The 14,817-nt window shown below is 65.4% G+C and carries 14 protein-coding genes; 11 read left to right on the top strand and 3 right to left on the bottom strand.

Annotated elements, in window-relative coordinates; genetic code table 11:
• Positions 1-12 precede the first annotated feature (12 nt).
• Positions 13-903, top strand: a complete 891-nt coding sequence (locus tag ABID26_RS23620; RefSeq protein ID WP_292299719.1) for a carbohydrate ABC transporter permease — start codon at positions 13-15, stop codon at positions 901-903.
• Positions 900-1,760: a carbohydrate ABC transporter permease gene (locus ABID26_RS23625; protein WP_292299718.1), complete on the top strand. Its 861-nt coding sequence runs from the start codon at positions 900-902 to the stop codon at positions 1,758-1,760. Before ABID26_RS23620 ends, ABID26_RS23625 begins: the two co-directional genes overlap by 4 nt.
• A 60-nt stretch (positions 1,761-1,820) precedes the next feature.
• Here ABID26_RS23625 and ABID26_RS23630 read toward each other — a convergent pair whose 3' ends face one another.
• Complete coding sequence (locus ABID26_RS23630; RefSeq protein ID WP_292299717.1) at positions 1,821-2,480, bottom strand: class I SAM-dependent methyltransferase; 660 nt, start codon at positions 2,478-2,480, stop codon at positions 1,821-1,823.
• Between the two features lie 235 nt (positions 2,481-2,715).
• On the opposite strand from ABID26_RS23630, the gene ABID26_RS23635 reads away from it, so the two are divergent.
• Entirely contained in the window at positions 2,716-3,342 is a 627-nt protein-coding gene (locus tag ABID26_RS23635; RefSeq protein WP_292299716.1) for a TetR/AcrR family transcriptional regulator, read from the top strand.
• A 37-nt stretch (positions 3,343-3,379) separates the two neighbouring features.
• On the opposite strand, the gene ABID26_RS23640 is transcribed toward ABID26_RS23635, so the two are convergent.
• Both ABID26_RS23640 and ABID26_RS23645 read right to left on the bottom strand, forming a co-directional pair.
• Positions 3,380-3,991 carry a hypothetical protein gene (locus tag ABID26_RS23640; RefSeq protein WP_292299715.1) on the bottom strand — a complete coding sequence of 204 codons (612 nt, stop codon included), beginning with the start codon at positions 3,989-3,991 and terminating at the stop codon, positions 3,380-3,382.
• Positions 3,992-4,075: 84 nt separating this feature from the next.
• Positions 4,076-5,260 carry a Gfo/Idh/MocA family protein gene (locus ABID26_RS23645; RefSeq protein ID WP_292299714.1) on the bottom strand — a complete coding sequence of 395 codons (1,185 nt, stop codon included), beginning with the start codon at positions 5,258-5,260 and terminating at the stop codon, positions 4,076-4,078.
• Between the two features lie 428 nt (positions 5,261-5,688).
• Here ABID26_RS23645 and ABID26_RS23650 point away from each other — a divergent pair, with 428 nt between their 5' ends.
• The 8 genes from ABID26_RS23650 (at position 5,689) to ABID26_RS23685 (ending at position 14,804) form a co-directional block, all read left to right on the top strand.
• Positions 5,689-6,588 (top strand): MurR/RpiR family transcriptional regulator, encoded by a 900-nt coding sequence (locus ABID26_RS23650; RefSeq protein ID WP_292373372.1) that lies wholly within the window; start codon positions 5,689-5,691, stop codon positions 6,586-6,588.
• Positions 6,589-6,659: 71 nt separating this feature from the next.
• Positions 6,660-7,442 (top strand): SDR family oxidoreductase, encoded by a 783-nt coding sequence (locus ABID26_RS23655; protein WP_292304618.1) that lies wholly within the window; start codon positions 6,660-6,662, stop codon positions 7,440-7,442.
• Positions 7,439-8,968, top strand: coding sequence for a mannitol dehydrogenase family protein (locus ABID26_RS23660; protein WP_435528602.1), 1,530 nt, complete (start codon positions 7,439-7,441; stop codon positions 8,966-8,968). The genes ABID26_RS23655 and ABID26_RS23660 overlap by 4 nt, the downstream gene beginning before the upstream one ends.
• Positions 8,969-8,987: 19 nt before the next feature.
• On the top strand, positions 8,988-9,899 hold the full coding sequence (locus ABID26_RS23665; protein ID WP_292304620.1) for a sugar phosphate isomerase/epimerase family protein: 912 nt from the start codon (positions 8,988-8,990) through the stop codon (positions 9,897-9,899).
• Positions 9,900-9,967: 68 nt separating this feature from the next.
• Positions 9,968-11,002 (top strand): ABC transporter substrate-binding protein, encoded by a 1,035-nt coding sequence (locus tag ABID26_RS23670; RefSeq protein WP_292304621.1) that lies wholly within the window; start codon positions 9,968-9,970, stop codon positions 11,000-11,002.
• Between the two features lie 288 nt (positions 11,003-11,290).
• Positions 11,291-12,838, top strand: a complete 1,548-nt coding sequence (locus tag ABID26_RS23675) for a sugar ABC transporter ATP-binding protein (RefSeq protein ID WP_292304622.1) — start codon at positions 11,291-11,293, stop codon at positions 12,836-12,838.
• Positions 12,835-13,821, top strand: coding sequence for an ABC transporter permease (locus tag ABID26_RS23680; protein WP_126097936.1), 987 nt, complete (start codon positions 12,835-12,837; stop codon positions 13,819-13,821). Before ABID26_RS23675 ends, ABID26_RS23680 begins: the two co-directional genes overlap by 4 nt.
• Positions 13,818-14,804, top strand: coding sequence for an ABC transporter permease (locus ABID26_RS23685; RefSeq protein ID WP_292304623.1), 987 nt, complete (start codon positions 13,818-13,820; stop codon positions 14,802-14,804). The genes ABID26_RS23680 and ABID26_RS23685 overlap by 4 nt, the downstream gene beginning before the upstream one ends.
• The last annotated feature ends 13 nt before the right edge of the window (positions 14,805-14,817 follow it).

Consider the following 14,817-nt stretch of genomic DNA (forward strand, 5'->3'; position numbering starts at 1 on the left):
GGAAGCATAGGAATGGCCAAAGCTTTTCGTGCCTCGGCGGGCATCATGCTTGCGCCCGCCGTGACATTGATCGGCGTCTTCGTGCTCTTGCCGATGCTGCTCACCATCTGGCTCTCCTTCCACGACTGGTCGACGCAGACGCCTTTTTCCGACGCGAGCTTCGTCGGCCTTGGCAATTTCCAAGAGATCTTCGGCCCGACCTCCATCGGTCGCGATTTTAAGACTGCCCTGCTCAACACCGCGGTCTATACCGCGCTTTCGGTCGTCCTCATCCTGCCGCTGTCGGTCGTCCTCGGACTGATGGTCTACCAGCGTGACGTGCCCGGCGGCACGGCGCTGCGGACGGTGCTGTTCTCCACCTACATGGTGCCGATGATCGCGGTGGCCCTGGTCTGGTCGAAACTCTATTCGCCGAGCGAAGGCCCGCTCAACCAGATGCTCGGGCTGATTGGCATCGGCCCGCAGCCCTGGCTCTCCTCGCCGCGCTCGGCGCTGGTGTCGATCGTCTTCCTCAATGTCTGGCAGCAGGTCGGCTATTTCACCGTGCTGGCGATCGCCGGGCTGACGCAGATCCCCGGCAGCCTCTATGAAGCCGCGACGCTCGACGGCGCCAACGGCCAAGAGCAGTTCCGCTTCATCACCCTTCCCCTGCTTCGCCGCACGCTTTTGTTCAGCGCGGTCATCGCCATCATCAACGCGGTGCAGATTTTCGAGCCGGTGGCGCTGATCACGCAGGGCGGGCCGGTCGGCTCGACCAATGTGCTCACCTACCATATTCGCCGCGTCGGCATCGAACGCGCGCAAGGCGGGCTGGGCTCCGCCATGGCGGTGATGCTGATGCTGTCGCTGATCGTCTGCGTCTCGGCGCTGTTCTCACTTGTCAACCGGAAGGACGGCGAATGAGTACGCCAGCCCATCCGCTGTCCCGCAAGCGACCATCGGGGCGCAACGCCTTGCTTGCAACACTGATGCTGCTGGTCGCCGTGGCCTCCGCCTTTCCGCTCGCCTGGATGGTGCTGTCCAGCCTGAAGACGCCGGCCGAGACCATGCAGGTGCCGCCAGTCTGGATCCCGCACGCGCCGACGCTCGAGGCGTACGAAAAGGTCGCCGGCGTCATCAATCTCGGCCGCTCGATGTGGAATTCCTTGGTCATCGCTTCGGTCACCACCGCCGGCATCCTGGTGACCAGCATGATGGCCGGCTATGCCTTTGCCAAATATTCCTTCCCAGGCCGCTCGCTGCTGTTCTCGCTGCTGATCGCCACCATGTTCCTGCCGCCGATCGTCACGCTGATCCCACTCTACCGCATGGTCGGCTCGCTCGGGCTCAACGCCAGCCTCGCCGGCATCATCGTGCCCAACCTCGCCAACGCCTTCGGCATCTTCCTAATGCGCCAGTTCATCGCCGGCGTGCCGGACGACCTGATCGACGCCGCGCGCATGGACGGCGCCTCCGAACTGCTCATCCTGTTCAAGATCGTGGCGCCGAGCGTCGCGCCGGCGATCGCCGCCCTCGCGTTGTTCGCCTTCGTCTACCACTGGAACAGCTATCTCTGGCCGCTCACCGTGCTGCAGGGCAATGCCGACGCCTATCCGATCGTCATCAGCCTGAGCCGGCTGCTCAGCTACAACCGCGGCGCTGTCAACACCGGCCTGGTGATGGCCGGCGCAACGCTCGCCGTGCTGCCGCCGCTCGTCCTGTTCGTCTTCCTGCAGCGCTTCTTCGTCGACTCGATCGTGGGTTCAGCTATCAAGGGGTAAGTCGTTCGGCCATAGGTTCATGTCGGACGCCTGCAGCCACCAGCGGCGTTGCCGCAATCCTCACACCTTGATACCGCGCAGGAAATGCAGGCCGAGCCAGCCGAGCGGGCCACTTTCAATGCGCTCGAAGCCCGCCGCCGCCAGTGGTTCGCGGAGGCGATGCAGGTCGAACTGGCCATGCAGGCCGTGCTTTGCCGACATGTGTCCACGCTCGCTGACGGGGCCGGCATAATCGATCAGCAACAGCCGTCCGCCGGGCGGCAGGACGCGAGCCGCCTCGCGCAGGCAAAGGCTGCGTCGTGCTTCCGGCACCATGTGCAGCACCGTGGTGAAAGTGACCGCATCGAAGCGTCCGTCCTCGAAGGGCAATTCGGCCGCATCGGCATGATGAAACGCGATATCGAGGCCAGCCCGGCTCGCCTTGCGGCGAGCGGCGGCAAGCATCTTTTCGGAGACGTCGACGCCAACCACCGATCCACCGGGTTGCACGCGGCGCCAGGCCGAAATCGCCTGCGTGCCGGTGCCGCATCCGACGTCCAGCAGTTGGAAGCCCGGCGCCAGGCCGGCCAGATCGAGCAGAGCGTCGCGATAGGCCAGGTCCCGCCCACGCGTCAGCACGAGAACGAGCAGGTCGTAAAGACGCGGGAAGCCGATGCCCTTGTTGGCTTCCGGGCCGATTGCGGTTCCAGCGGTACGCACTTCGCTTCGCATATGATGCATGTCCGTCACGTCCTTTCTTCGAAAGCGCCAGATCTTCAACAGCGCCAAGCTGGCGAATGCCGGTACAGTGGCTGCCAACTGGTGAAGCTTCGAAACAATGCGTATGATAATGGACACTCTGTCCGGAATTTTCGACGGACGATGCAACTGGAACGTCCGTTAGTGGACAATCCGGGCCTGCCGTCCTGGAAAACGTGCAGAGAAGGGAGCGGATTGGCAAAGGGAGGAGTGATTCATGCCGCGCGGAATCGATCGACGGGCCGCCCGTACGCGCAAGGCCCTTCACCAGGCGCTGCTGGCGCTCATGCTGCGCAAGGGCTATGAGGCCCTCTCGGTGCAGGACATCATCGATGAAGCCGATGTCGGCCGCTCGACCTTCTATGCGCACTATACCGGCAAGGAGGACCTCCTGCGCAGCGGCTTCCAGATGCTTCGGCAGGAGCTGAAAGAGGCGCAATCCGCGGCGCCCGCAACAGCTGGAGCATCGCACGACGACCCGCTTGGTTTCAGCACGGCCATGTTCGAGCATGCGGCTCGGTATGCCGACCACTACCGGACGATGATCGGCGGGCGAGGCGGCGCCGTGACGGAGAACGAGATCCGCCTGATCCTGTCGGAAATGGTGCGGCAAGAACTGTCCTCGACGCTGCGAGACGATACCATCCCGCGCGACTTCGTCGTGCAATTCATCGTCGGAGCCTTCCTGACGGCTCTGAACTGGTGGTTCGAGCGGAAGCCTGGATTGCTGCCGTCTGAGGTCGACGCCATGTTCCGGAGCCTGGTGCTTGACGGGCTTTCACCCTTAATCGGCGACGAGCGCGGACGGACGGATCCCCCTGCCGCAAATGGACATGCTGAGTGATCAATCCGAAGGGCCAGGCCCCGCCCGCAAGAGCCGATCAGAGAGAACTGGTCACGCCGGGTGCTTGCCCATCGACATTCGGCAAGTCGAGCGCGGAACGCAGCAAGCCGGCATCCCGCCGGTAGAGCGTCGAATAGCGGACCGGTGCCAGGAGGTCGGCGTAAGGTTGGAAATCCGCAATACGCTTGTTGAAGGGTATCGCTCCGCAACCGGGAACCAGACAGTCTTGCTTTCCTTTCGGACATTGGCTGAAGGAGCAGAGCCGGCCAAGGTAGCGGTCGCTGCCGGGCTCGAACAGGAATACGTCGAGCTGATGGTTGGCGACGCTGATGCCCACGCCTGCCTCGAAGGCCTTTCGCAGCGAGGCGGCTCCCGCGCGGCGCAACTCGCCGAGCTGATGTTGCGAGTCGATCCACACCGCCAGATCGAGATCGCCGCACTCGTGCCAGACCTCGATGCGCGCGCGGCGGAATTCGCTGAACCGGGGGACCTCCTTCCAGAGCGGTTTTGCCACTGACCCTATGACAGCGATCGCCTCGATCTCGGGGAACGCCATCCAGGACTGCGTGACGACATCGGCGGCCTGGCGGAATTCGCGCTGGCGCCGCAGGAGGTAACGGTTCTGCTCTTCGATCTGCGCGCGCTTCATGGTTCACCCAAGCAGCTTCATCAAACTGCGTTTGCGGCCATCGGAGGCCGAGTTCGGCAAGCCGTCAAGAGTGCGACTGCCCCCTCACTCAAACCTCGCCGCTATCCACACGCCGCCTGCCGCGTTCGACTCCACCGCCGCCGCCACGAACTTCACGCCGCGCGCACCGTCGACCACGTCGGGCACCTGCGCCACGCGTGCCGTATCGACCACCTCGCCCGAACGATGCGCGCGGATGATGTCGGCGGCGTCGCGGTAGAAATTGGCGAAGGCCTCGATATAGCCCTCGGGATGCGCGGCCGGCATGCGCGAGACGCGCCGGGCTTCCGCCGTCGATCCGTTGCCGCCGCGCACCAGCGTGCGCGTCTCCTCGCCATAGGGCGAGAAGCGCAGCTCCTCCGGCCGCGTGCCCGACCATTCGAGCCCGGCCTTCTCGCCATAGATGCGCACCGAGAGGTCGTTGTAGTGGCCGGGCGAGGTCTGGCTGGCGAGGATCGTGCCGTGCGCGCCGCCCATCCAGCGCACCAGCACATGCGCATTGTCGTCGAGCCGCCGGCCGGGCACGGCGGTGAAAAGGTCGGCCGAGACCGCCTCCGCCTCGAAGCCGGAGATGAAGCTCGCCAGGTTGAAGGCATGCACGCCGATGTCGGCAAGCACCGCCGACTGCCCGGCGCGCGCCGGGTCGGTGCGCCATTCGGCCTGCTTCTGCCCTTGCGCGTCGATCGGCTGCGTCAGCCAGTCCTGCATATAGGCGCCATGCACGGAAACGATGCGGCCGAGCGCGCCCGCCGCCACCATCTCGCGCGCCTGGCGCACCATGGCGTAGCCGGTGTTGTTGAGCGTGACGACGAAGCGGCGCTTCTTCGCTTTGGTTAGCGTCACCAGCGCCTCGGCCTCGGCAAGCGTCGTCGATAGCGGCTTGTCGCAGATGACGTCGATGCCGGCCTCGAGGAAGGCGGTCGCGATCGGCGCATGCAGATGGTTGGGCGTGACGATGACCACCGCCTCGATGCCGTCCGGCCGCGCCGCTTCGGCTTTCGCCATGGCACGGTAATCGGCATAGCTGCGCTCGGGTGCGATGCCGATCTCGGCGGCCGAGGCGGCTGCGTTCTCCGGATCGGAAGACAGCGCGCCCGCCACGAGGGCGATCTGGTCGTCGAGCCGCATGGCCAGCCGGTGCACAGCGCCGATGAAGGCGCTGCGGCCGCCCCCGACCATGCCGACCGTCAGGCGCTTGCGCGAGGTTCCGTTAGCGGTTGCATGGACCATGTTTCGATTCCTCCCCGATGGCTGTCATTGGCCGGGCAGGACTATAGGGGGCGCTCCGCCAATTTCGAACAGTTATTCCAAATTTTGTTTTGTGAAACGACCGCACCGCGCTAGCCTTGCACGGCATTGTCGAAGGAGGGTTCGATCAGTTTGCGCGATTTTCCTAGCGCTGGCGCTGCCCCTCATCCGCCTGCCGGCACCTTCTCCCCGTATAGTGACGGGGAGAAGGGGACTGGCCGCGGCGCCGGCTCGTTTCCTGCAAAGTTGGCGATTGTCGAAACCGCTGATGAGAGCGCCCCTCTCCCCGTCACTATACGGGGAGAGGATGCCGGCAGGCAGGTGAGGGGCGGCGCCGACTTGGACAATTGGCGGTCTCCACCGCAATGTTGGGTCGCCTCATACACGACAGCTCAAACCCGGCCCGTCCCATGAGCAACGCCCGAACTTCACCCGGCCGCGTCGGCGCCGGCGAGAGCGCCCCCCGCAAACAGGGCCGTTCGTTGGCAGCACTTGGCTACACCAAACCGCAAACCTATGAAGAACTGCGCGCCGTGCTCTCGTCCGGCACCGTGCATTTCCCGAAAAGGCTGCGCCAGGTCGCCATCTTCCTGTGGCAGCATCCGAGCGCCGTGGCGCTGGGCACTATCGCCCAGGTGGCCGACCAGGCCGGCGTGCAGCCCTCGACTCTGGTGCGCTTCGCGCAGATCTTCGGCTATGCCGGATTTTCCGATTTCCAGGGCCTGTTCAAGGACCATATGAAAGGCTCCTGGCCGGACGGTCGTGGACAGGGCAGCCATGAGCCAGCTAAGGAGCGGAGCGCCAACCTGCATTTCCTCCACGGCATGGTCGGCGCCTCGCAGGCCTCGCTCAGCCGCATCGGCAGCGGCTTCGACACCGACAGTTTCGAAAAGATGGTCGACCTGCTTGCGGGAGCCGAGCTGATCTATGTCATCGGCAGCAAGCGTGCCTTCCCCGTCACCACCTATGTTTCGCTGACGCTGTCGCAACAGGGCGTGCGCAACGTGCTGGTCGACAATGTCGGCTCGACCGCGTTCGACCAGGTCGGCTGCATAAGCCGGCGCGACGCGGTGCTCGCCGTCTCCTTCAGCCCGTACAATTCGATCACGCCCGACCTGGTCGCTGTCGCGCATGAGCGCGGGGCATCCATCGTCGCCATCACCGACAGCACCTTTTCGCCGCTGGTGAAACTTTCCGACACCTGGCTGGAGGTGGTCGAGTCCGACTTCGCCGGCTTCCGCTCGCTGGCCGCCTCGCTGGCCGTCGGAATGGCTTTGGTCCACGGCGTCGTCGCGCGCCGGACAGGCTGACCGGCACGGTTGACTACGGAGAACTGTCGTTCCATATTTGAAAAAATAGAAACTTTGTTCCGGGAGGAGGAATGGAGGTTCGGCTCGACGGCAAGGTGGTGTTGATCACCGGCGCAACGCAAGGCATTGGCCGTGCGATTGCCGAGACGGCTGCGCGCTCCGGCGCCCAAGCTCTGCTGATCACCGGCCGCAGCCGGCAACGCGGCGACGCCGTCGCGGCGGAACTGGCGGCCTTGGGCGCGCCCGCCGCTTTCGTCGCCGCCGACCTCGGCGACCCGGAGACTCCGGCGCTGCTCGCCGCGGCATGCATCGAGCGCTACGGCCGCATCGACGGACTGGTCAATGCAGGGGCTCTGACCGACCGCGCCTCTTTCGTCAGCGCAAGCCTCGATGATTGGGAACCATTGTTCGCCGCCAACGCCCGCGCACCTTTCTTCCTGATGCAGGCGGCCATCGCCGACATGAAGAAGCGCGGTGAAGGCGGCGCCATCGTCAACATCCTGTCGATCAATGCCCATTGCGGCTCGCCGGAGCTTGCCGTCTATTCCGCCACAAAGGGCGCGCTGGCGACGCTGACCAAGAACGCCGCCAACGCGCATCGCTTCGACCGCATCAGGGTCAATGGCATCAATGTCGGCTGGACCGACACGCCAGCGGAACGCGTCATGCAGGCCGAAACGCTCGGCGAGGGGCCAGGCTGGCTCGACGCAGCCAATGCCATGCAACCCTTCGGCCGGCTGTTCTCGGTCAACGACGTCGCGAACCTCGCCGTCTTCCTGCTCTCCTACGCGGCCGGCCCGATGACCGGCGCGCTGATCGACCAGGAGCAATGGGTGGTCGGAGCGAATCGGTGAGTGCCGCCGGGAGCCTACGCCCTGCCCTGCTCGACCACCTACCGTCCGAGGTCCGCAAACCCGCTTACGATCGTGCCGCGCTCAAGCCTGGCATCGCCCATATCGGCGTCGGCGCTTTCCACCGCTGTCATCAGGCCGAGTACACCGACGATCTTCTGGCCAAGAATTTCGACCATTGGGGACTGGTCGGCATCAACATCCGACCTCCCCTGCTTGGCCAGACGCTCGGCCAACAGGACGGTCTCTACACGCGCCTGATCCGCCAGAACGATGAGGTCGAGGCGCGTGTCATCGGCAGCATCGTACGTGTCGTCGACAGCCAGGAAAATGCGGCGCCGGCGCTCGAGGTGCTTTCCTCGCCAGACATCGAGATGGTCACCATGACGGTGACCGAAAAAGGCTATTGCCACATCCCGTCGAGCGGCGCGCTCGACCTCGATCATATCGACATCGTCCACGACCTCGCCAACCCTGAGGCGCCGCGCAGCGTGCCGGGCATCCTGGCACGGGCGCTGGAGTTGCGCATGGCCTCGCACAGCCGGCCGGTCACGCTGCTGTCCTGCGACAACATCCCGGCCAACGGCATCATTCTCCGCAATGTCGTGCGGGCAATCGCCGAACGGCGCGGCAACGGGCTGGCGGACTGGATCGCCGCCAACGTCGCCTTCCCCTCGGCCATGGTCGACCGCATTGCGCCGGCAACGACCGAAGCCGATGTCGATACGGTGGAAAAGCGCTTCGGCTACCGCGACAGCGCAGTGGTTGTCGGCGAGCGCTTCCGCCAGTGGGTGATCGAGAGCCGCTTCGCCGGCCGCGTGCCGCGCTGGGACCGTGTCGGCGCGACCTTCGTCGACGACGTCACCCCGTTCGAGCATCTCAAGATGCGGGTGCTGAACGGCGCCCAGACCACGCTCAGCTATCTTGGTATGCTGGGAGGGTTCGAGCACACATTCGAGGCCATCGCCGACCCGCTTCTGGCGGCCTTCGTCCGCCGCATGCTGTTGGAAGAGACGCTGCCGACGCTGATGCCGGTGCCCGGCATCTCGCCGGCAGCCTATGTCGAGCAGAGCCTTGTGCGCCTCACCAACACGGCGATCCGCCACCGCAACCACCAGATCGCCACCGACGGCTCGCAGAAGATCGTGCAGCGCCTGCTCAACCCGATCCGCGACCGGCTGGCCAACGGCCATAGCATCGCGCTTCTCTCGGTCCCGGTCGCCGGCTGGATGGCCTATCTGGTCAAGGCTTCAGCACGCTTCGGTCGCACCTGGCAGGTGTCCGATCCGTTTGCGGAAAAGATCGCTGCAATCGCCGACGGCGCCGGTTTGGACAGCAAAGCCCTCGCCGACGCAATCCTCGCCATCGACGCCATTTTCGATCCGGGTTTAGCCGCCAACGCCACGTTCCGCGCGCATGTCATCGCCGGCCTTGATGGTCTGCTTTCGAACGACCCGATGGGCTTTGTCAGACAAGTCTGTGCTGGGCCAACGGATGCGCGGTTGAAGCAGCCGGCGCGATCTGCATAGTTAGGAACTGGGAGGGATCATGAAGCTTGGACTGCTCACGGCGCCATTTCCGGATACGCCGCTCGGCGAAGTCGCCGAATGGGCGCGCTCGGCCGGCTTCGAGGCCCTGGAGATCGCCTGCTGGCCGAAGGCTTCCGGAGCCAGCCGCCGCTATGCCGGCACCAGCCACATCGACGCCGGCACCTCGGCGGCGCAAGCCAAGGACATTGCCGCCGAGCTTGCCGGCAAGGGCCTGACGATCTCCGGCCTTGGCTTCTATCCCAATCCGCTGCATCCCGATCAGGCGCATCGCGGGGCGGTCATCGATCACCTGAAGAAGGTGATCGTGCTGGCGAGCCGCATGGGCGTCTCGCTCGTCAACACGTTTTGCGGCGGCGATGCGTCGAAGACCATCGACGCCAATTGGGAAGCCGCGCAAAAGGTCTGGCCTGAAATCATCGCCCATGCCCGTGAGCATGGCGTCAAGCTCGCCTTCGAGAACTGCCCGATGATCTTCAGCTATGACGAATGGCCGGGCGGGCACAACATCGCCTACTCGCCTTACATCTGGCGCCGCATCCTGGAGGCCTGGGGCGGCGACGTCGGCATGAATTTCGATCCCTCGCACCTCGTCTGGCAGATGATCGACAAGGAGCGCTTCATCCGCGAGTTCGGCCCGCACATGCTGCATGTGCATGCCAAGGACCTTATGATTGATCATGATGGTTTGTACGAGCGCGGAATCCTTTCGGCCGGCATAGGCTGGCAAGTCCCGCGCATGCCGGGGCTGGGCGACATCAACTGGAGCACCATTTTTTCGGGCCTTTACCGGGCCGGATATGACGGGCCGGTCATCATCGAGCACGAGGACCGGCGCTTCGAGGGGAGCGACGAAAAGGTGAAGCGCGGTTTCCTGCTTGCCCGCGACGTGCTGTGCCCCTTCGTCAAGTGACCGGGCAAACGGCTTGGCTCTGATCGCTTCGGAGCCTGGAACTGAAATCAATGTGGAGGAGTAGTGAAATGAAGAAACATCTGACCATGGCCTCGCTGCTTGCCGGTGCCGCCCTGCTTGCTTCGGCGGGCGTATCGTCCGCCGAAGGCAAGTACACGATCGGCATCTCCAACACCGTGCAGGGCAATGGCTGGCGCGAGGAGATGATCTGCGCCATGAAGGCGCAGGCGCTCGCTTCCGGCGAGGTGGCGAAGCTCAACATCGCGCACCGCAACACCGACGCCGCCGGCCAGCTCGAGGATATCCGCAACCTGATCAGCGCCAAGGTCAACGCCATCGTCGTCAACCCGGCCGATCCGGCGGGCATCAAGGCCGGCCTGGAGGAAGCCACCAAGGCCGGCATCGTCGTCGTCGCCGTCGACCAGGCGGTGACCGAACCGTCCGCCTACATCATCTCCAACAACCAGGAAGAATATGCCTATCTCGGCGCCAAGTGGCTGTTCAAGCAGATGGGCGGCAAGGGCGAGGTGCTCTATATGCGCGGCGCCGCCGGCGCCTCGGCCGACAGCGACCGTGACAAGGGCTTCAAGAAGGCGCTGGCCGAATTCCCCGACGTGAAGGTTGCGCAGGAGGTCTTCACCGGCTGGCAGCAGGACCAAGGCAAGCAGCAGATCCTGTCCTTCCTCGCCACCGGCGCGCCGATCAACGGCATCTGGACCTCCGGCATCGACAATGTGATCGTCGACGCGCTTGTCGAGCAGCAGGCGCCGATGGTGCCGGTTGTCGGCGCCGACAATGCCGGCTTCGTCGGCCAGCTGAACTCGGTCAAGGGTCTGGTCGGTGCCGCCGTCACCAACCCCGGCTCGATCGGCGGTGCCGGCATCACGCTGGCGCTGCAGATCCTCGACGGCAAGAAGCCGGCTGAGCAGACCGTGCTGGTCCAGCCGCAGCTCTGGGAGAACGCCACCGACGACGGCAAGGCCAAGCTGAAGTCGGCCGCCGACCCGTCGCTCAGCCCCGAATGGCCGGTCTCGATCTCGATCCCGGACTGGACCACCTACACCAAGGACCAGATCGTCGCCTGCAAGGGCCCGGGCGAATAAGCTTGGATTTCGTGGTAGACCATGGCCGTTTCCAATTTGTGCGGAGACGGCCAATTGTCGAAGTCGGCGCCGCCCCTCATCGCCCTGCCGGGCACTTCTCCCCGTAGAGTGACGGGGAGAAGGGGCTGGTCGCCACGCCGGCACCATTCTTGCTAGGATGGTGACTGGCGAAATCCGCCGATGACAGCGCCCTCTCCCCGTCACTATACGGGGAGAGGATGCCGGCAGGCAGGTGAGGGGCAGCGCCAGCGCTAGATGATTTGAGCCAATGATCGAGAACCGCACAATTTGACCACCAACCCCCTCCTCGACGCCACCGGCGTCGCCAAGAATTACGGCGCGGTGGCGGCACTGCGCAACGCATCGCTGTCGGTGCTGCCGGGCGAGGTCCATGCGCTGATGGGCGCCAATGGCGCGGGCAAGTCGACGCTGGTGAAGATCCTGACCGGCGCCATCCCCGCGGATGCCGGCCGCGTCCTGATCCGCGGCGAGGCCCGTGACGTGCGTTCGCCGGCGGCCGCGCGCCGCGCGGGCTTGCTGCCGGTCTACCAGGAGCCGGCGCTGATCCCCGATCTTGACGTGCTTTCCAATCTCAGGCTCACCGGCACCCCGGTCGAGCCTTTCCGCGCCTGGGTCCGCGAGCTCGGCATTCCGAACCTCGATATACGCGAGACCGCGCGCGACATTCCGCTGGCTATTTTGCGCGTGCTCGACCTGGCGCGCGCGCTCGCCGTCGAGCCCGATGTGCTGCTGCTCGACGAGATGACGGCGGCGCTTCCGGCCAACCTCGCCGAAAAAGTGCTCGAGGTCGTGCGTCGCCAGGGCGACAGCGGCCGCTCGGTGATCTTCATCTCGCACCGTTTCGTCGAGATCTCGGCGCTGTGCGACCGCGCTACGGTGCTGCGCGACGGCGCCACCGTCGGCGTCGTCGATATCGAGCCCGGCATCGAGGAAAAGATCGTCGAGATGATGCTTGGCGCCCGCATCGAGAAGACCAGCGTCGCAGCTGCGCGCGTGGCAAGCCAGGGCTCCGCCGCACAAGACAGCCATCCGCGGCTATCGGTGCGCAACCTGCAGCTCGGCACCAAGCTGCACGACGTCTCCTTCGATCTCGCCAATGGCGAGGTGGCTGGCGTCGTCGCGCTCGAGGGCCAGGGCCAGGACGAGCTCTTCGCCGCCCTTGCCGGCTCGATCCGGCCGGCCGGCGGCACGATTGCCGTCGACGGCGCGCCGGTGAAGTTCTCGCATCCGAGCGACGCGATTCAAGCTGGCATCGCTTACGTGCCTGGCGACCGCACCGAGGCTTTAGCCATGCAGCGCTCGGTGCGCGAGAACATCGCGCTGCCCTTCAGCGCGGCACTGCGCAAATGGGGGCCTATCCGGGTGCAGCGGGAACGCATGGTGGTTTCCAGCGCCATTGCCAGGCTGCAGATCGATACCCGCGCGCAGGGCGAAGTGCAGCGCCTTTCCGGCGGCAACCAGCAGAAGGTGACCATCGCCCGCTGGATCGCGGCGGACGCCCGCACCATCCTCTGCTTCGACCCGACGCGCGGCATCGATGTCGGCACCAAGCAGGAAATCTACAAATTGCTGCGCGAGCTCGCCGGCCTCGGCAAATCGGTGCTGTTCTACACATCCGAGCTGGAGGAGGTGCAGCGTGTCTGCGACCGCGTCATCGTCATCTTCGGCGGCCGTGTCGTCGACACTTTCCCGGTCGAGCTTGCCGACGAGCCGGCGCTGATGCGGGCTGCCTACGGCCTGCCGCGCGGCGCCAGGGAGGATGTCGGCATCCTTGCCGATGTCAGGCCCACCCCCGATGCGGAGGCCGCGTCATGACCCGTTTCCTGCGCCGCCAGGGCTGGGTCGCCGGCCTGCTCGCCCTGCTCATCTTCCTGTTCGTCATCACCAAGCTGATCCAGCCGGGTTATGGCAGCGGCGACTTCGGCTCGCTCGCGCGGGCAGTTTTGCCCTACGCTTTTGCAGTGGCTGCGCAGACCGTCGTCGTCATCGCGGGCGGCATCGATCTCTCGGTCGCCGCCATGATGGCGCTGACAAGCGTTACCGCCGCCTCGATGATGAACGGCGCCAGCGAGGAATATGCGTTTTTCGTCGTGCCCTTCGTGCTGGCTATGGGGCTAGTGCTCGGCGCGCTCAACGGCCTCCTCATCGTCGTCACCCGCGTGCCGGATATCGTGGTCACCTTGGCCACGCTGTTCGTGCTGCAGGGCGCGGCGCTTCTGGTGCTCGATGCGCCCGGCGGCGCCGCCGCCGAGTGGCTGAAGGCAAGTGTCGTCGGCATCATGCCGATCGCCGGCCTGCCGGATTGGGCCGATGCCTGGGTTCCGAAGGCGCTGGTGCTGCTCGTGGTCTGCCTCTTCGCCATATGGATTCCGCTGAGAAGCTCGCGGCTTGGCCTCTCCATCTACGCCATCGGCAGCGACGAGCTTGCCGCCTTCCGCAGCGGCGTGCCGGTGGCGCGCACCAGGATCGTCGCCTACGCGCTCTCCGGCCTGTTCGCGGCACTTGGCGGGCTGTCGCTCACCATCAGCACCGGCATCGGCGCGCCGATCCCCGGCCCCTATCTGCTCGCCAGCGTCGCGGCGGTGGTGCTTGGCGGCGTCGCGCTCGGCGGCGGCAAGGGCGGGCTGCTCGGGCCGATCATCGCCGTCTTCGTGCTCAGGCTGGTGCGCACAGACCTGACGCTTCTCGCCATCGACCCCAACGTCACCGCCATCATCGAGGGCGCAATCATGGTCGCCGTGGTGATGTTCGGCGCCTTCATCACCATCCGGGGCCGCCCGGCAGGAGCAACGCCATGACGAGCAGCGCGACCATGCCCCAGCCTGTCTCGTTCGGCCGCCGCCTGAAGCGCTTCATGGCGGACCGGCCGCTCATTCCGCTGATCATCCTGCTCGTCATCCTGGTGGCGATCCTGCAGGTCCTGCGCCCCGGCATCGTCAACGAGCGCTGGATCGCCAACACGGCGAAGTTCGCCATTCCGCTGGCGATCCTCGCCGGTTGCCAGACCATGACGATGCTCACCGGCGGCATCGACCTCTCGGTCGGCACGGTGGCGACGATGAGCGCCTTCATCATGGCAACGCAGATCGTCAATCAGGATCCGACGGTAGCCTTTCTGCTGGCCATGCTGCCGGCGGTGCTGATCGGCCTCGTCAACGGCATCGGCGTCGGCGTCTTCCGCGTCCATCCGCTGATCATGACGCTGGGCACCAGCCTGATCGGCACCGGCTTCCTGCAGGTCTACCAGCGCACCGTCATCGCCTCCGGCGCCAGGATCCCGGATTTCCTCAACTGGCTGGGCACCGGCCTCACCTACGGCTTTCCCAACGCGCTCTTCCTGTTCGTGCCGGTGGCGGTACTGATCGTCTTCACCCTCAACCGCACCGGCTTCGGCCGCCTGCTCTACGCCGTCGGCGACAATGAACGCGCCGCACGTTTGTCCGGCGTCCGCTACTGGCAGGTGATCACCGCGCTCTACGTCATCTCCAGCCTGCTCGCCGGCATCACCGGCCTGCTCTATATCGGCTTGATCAAGGCGCCGTCGCTGTCGCTCGCCGAGCCGCTGGTGCTGCCTTCGGTGGCGGCGGCCGTCATCGGCGGCACCTCGATCTTCGGCGGCCGCGGCGGCTATATGGGAACAATCATCGGCGCGCTGATCCTGACCGTGCTGACGACGCTGCTCACCATCCTGCATATGCCGGAAGGCGGTCGCCGCATCCTTTTCGGTTTCATCGTGCTGTTCGTGACCGCAGCGTATTTGAGGATCATCGAGGACCGGTAGGCGGAAGCGCGGA

Source organism: Mesorhizobium shonense (genome assembly GCF_040545255.1).
Taxonomy (GTDB): Bacteria; Pseudomonadota; Alphaproteobacteria; order Rhizobiales; family Rhizobiaceae; genus Mesorhizobium; species Mesorhizobium shonense.

Excerpts from the sequence above, each read along its gene's own strand:
- ABID26_RS23620 (WP_292299719.1), top strand. The coding sequence starts at position 13 with ATGGCCAAAGCTTTTCGTGCCTCGGCGGGCATCATGCTTGCGCCCGCC.
- ABID26_RS23625 (WP_292299718.1), top strand. The coding sequence starts at position 900 with ATGAGTACGCCAGCCCATCCGCTGTCCCGCAAGCGACCATCGGGGCGC.
- ABID26_RS23630 (WP_292299717.1), bottom strand. The coding sequence starts at position 2,480 with ATGCATCATATGCGAAGCGAAGTGCGTACCGCTGGAACCGCAATCGGC.
- ABID26_RS23635 (WP_292299716.1), top strand. The coding sequence starts at position 2,716 with ATGCCGCGCGGAATCGATCGACGGGCCGCCCGTACGCGCAAGGCCCTT.
- ABID26_RS23640 (WP_292299715.1), bottom strand. The coding sequence starts at position 3,991 with ATGAAGCGCGCGCAGATCGAAGAGCAGAACCGTTACCTCCTGCGGCGC.
- ABID26_RS23645 (WP_292299714.1), bottom strand. The coding sequence starts at position 5,260 with ATGGTCCATGCAACCGCTAACGGAACCTCGCGCAAGCGCCTGACGGTC.
- ABID26_RS23650 (WP_292373372.1), top strand. The coding sequence starts at position 5,689 with ATGAGCAACGCCCGAACTTCACCCGGCCGCGTCGGCGCCGGCGAGAGC.
- ABID26_RS23655 (WP_292304618.1), top strand. The coding sequence starts at position 6,660 with ATGGAGGTTCGGCTCGACGGCAAGGTGGTGTTGATCACCGGCGCAACG.
- ABID26_RS23665 (WP_292304620.1), top strand. The coding sequence starts at position 8,988 with ATGAAGCTTGGACTGCTCACGGCGCCATTTCCGGATACGCCGCTCGGC.
- ABID26_RS23670 (WP_292304621.1), top strand. The coding sequence starts at position 9,968 with ATGAAGAAACATCTGACCATGGCCTCGCTGCTTGCCGGTGCCGCCCTG.
- ABID26_RS23680 (WP_126097936.1), top strand. The coding sequence starts at position 12,835 with ATGACCCGTTTCCTGCGCCGCCAGGGCTGGGTCGCCGGCCTGCTCGCC.
- ABID26_RS23685 (WP_292304623.1), top strand. The coding sequence starts at position 13,818 with ATGACGAGCAGCGCGACCATGCCCCAGCCTGTCTCGTTCGGCCGCCGC.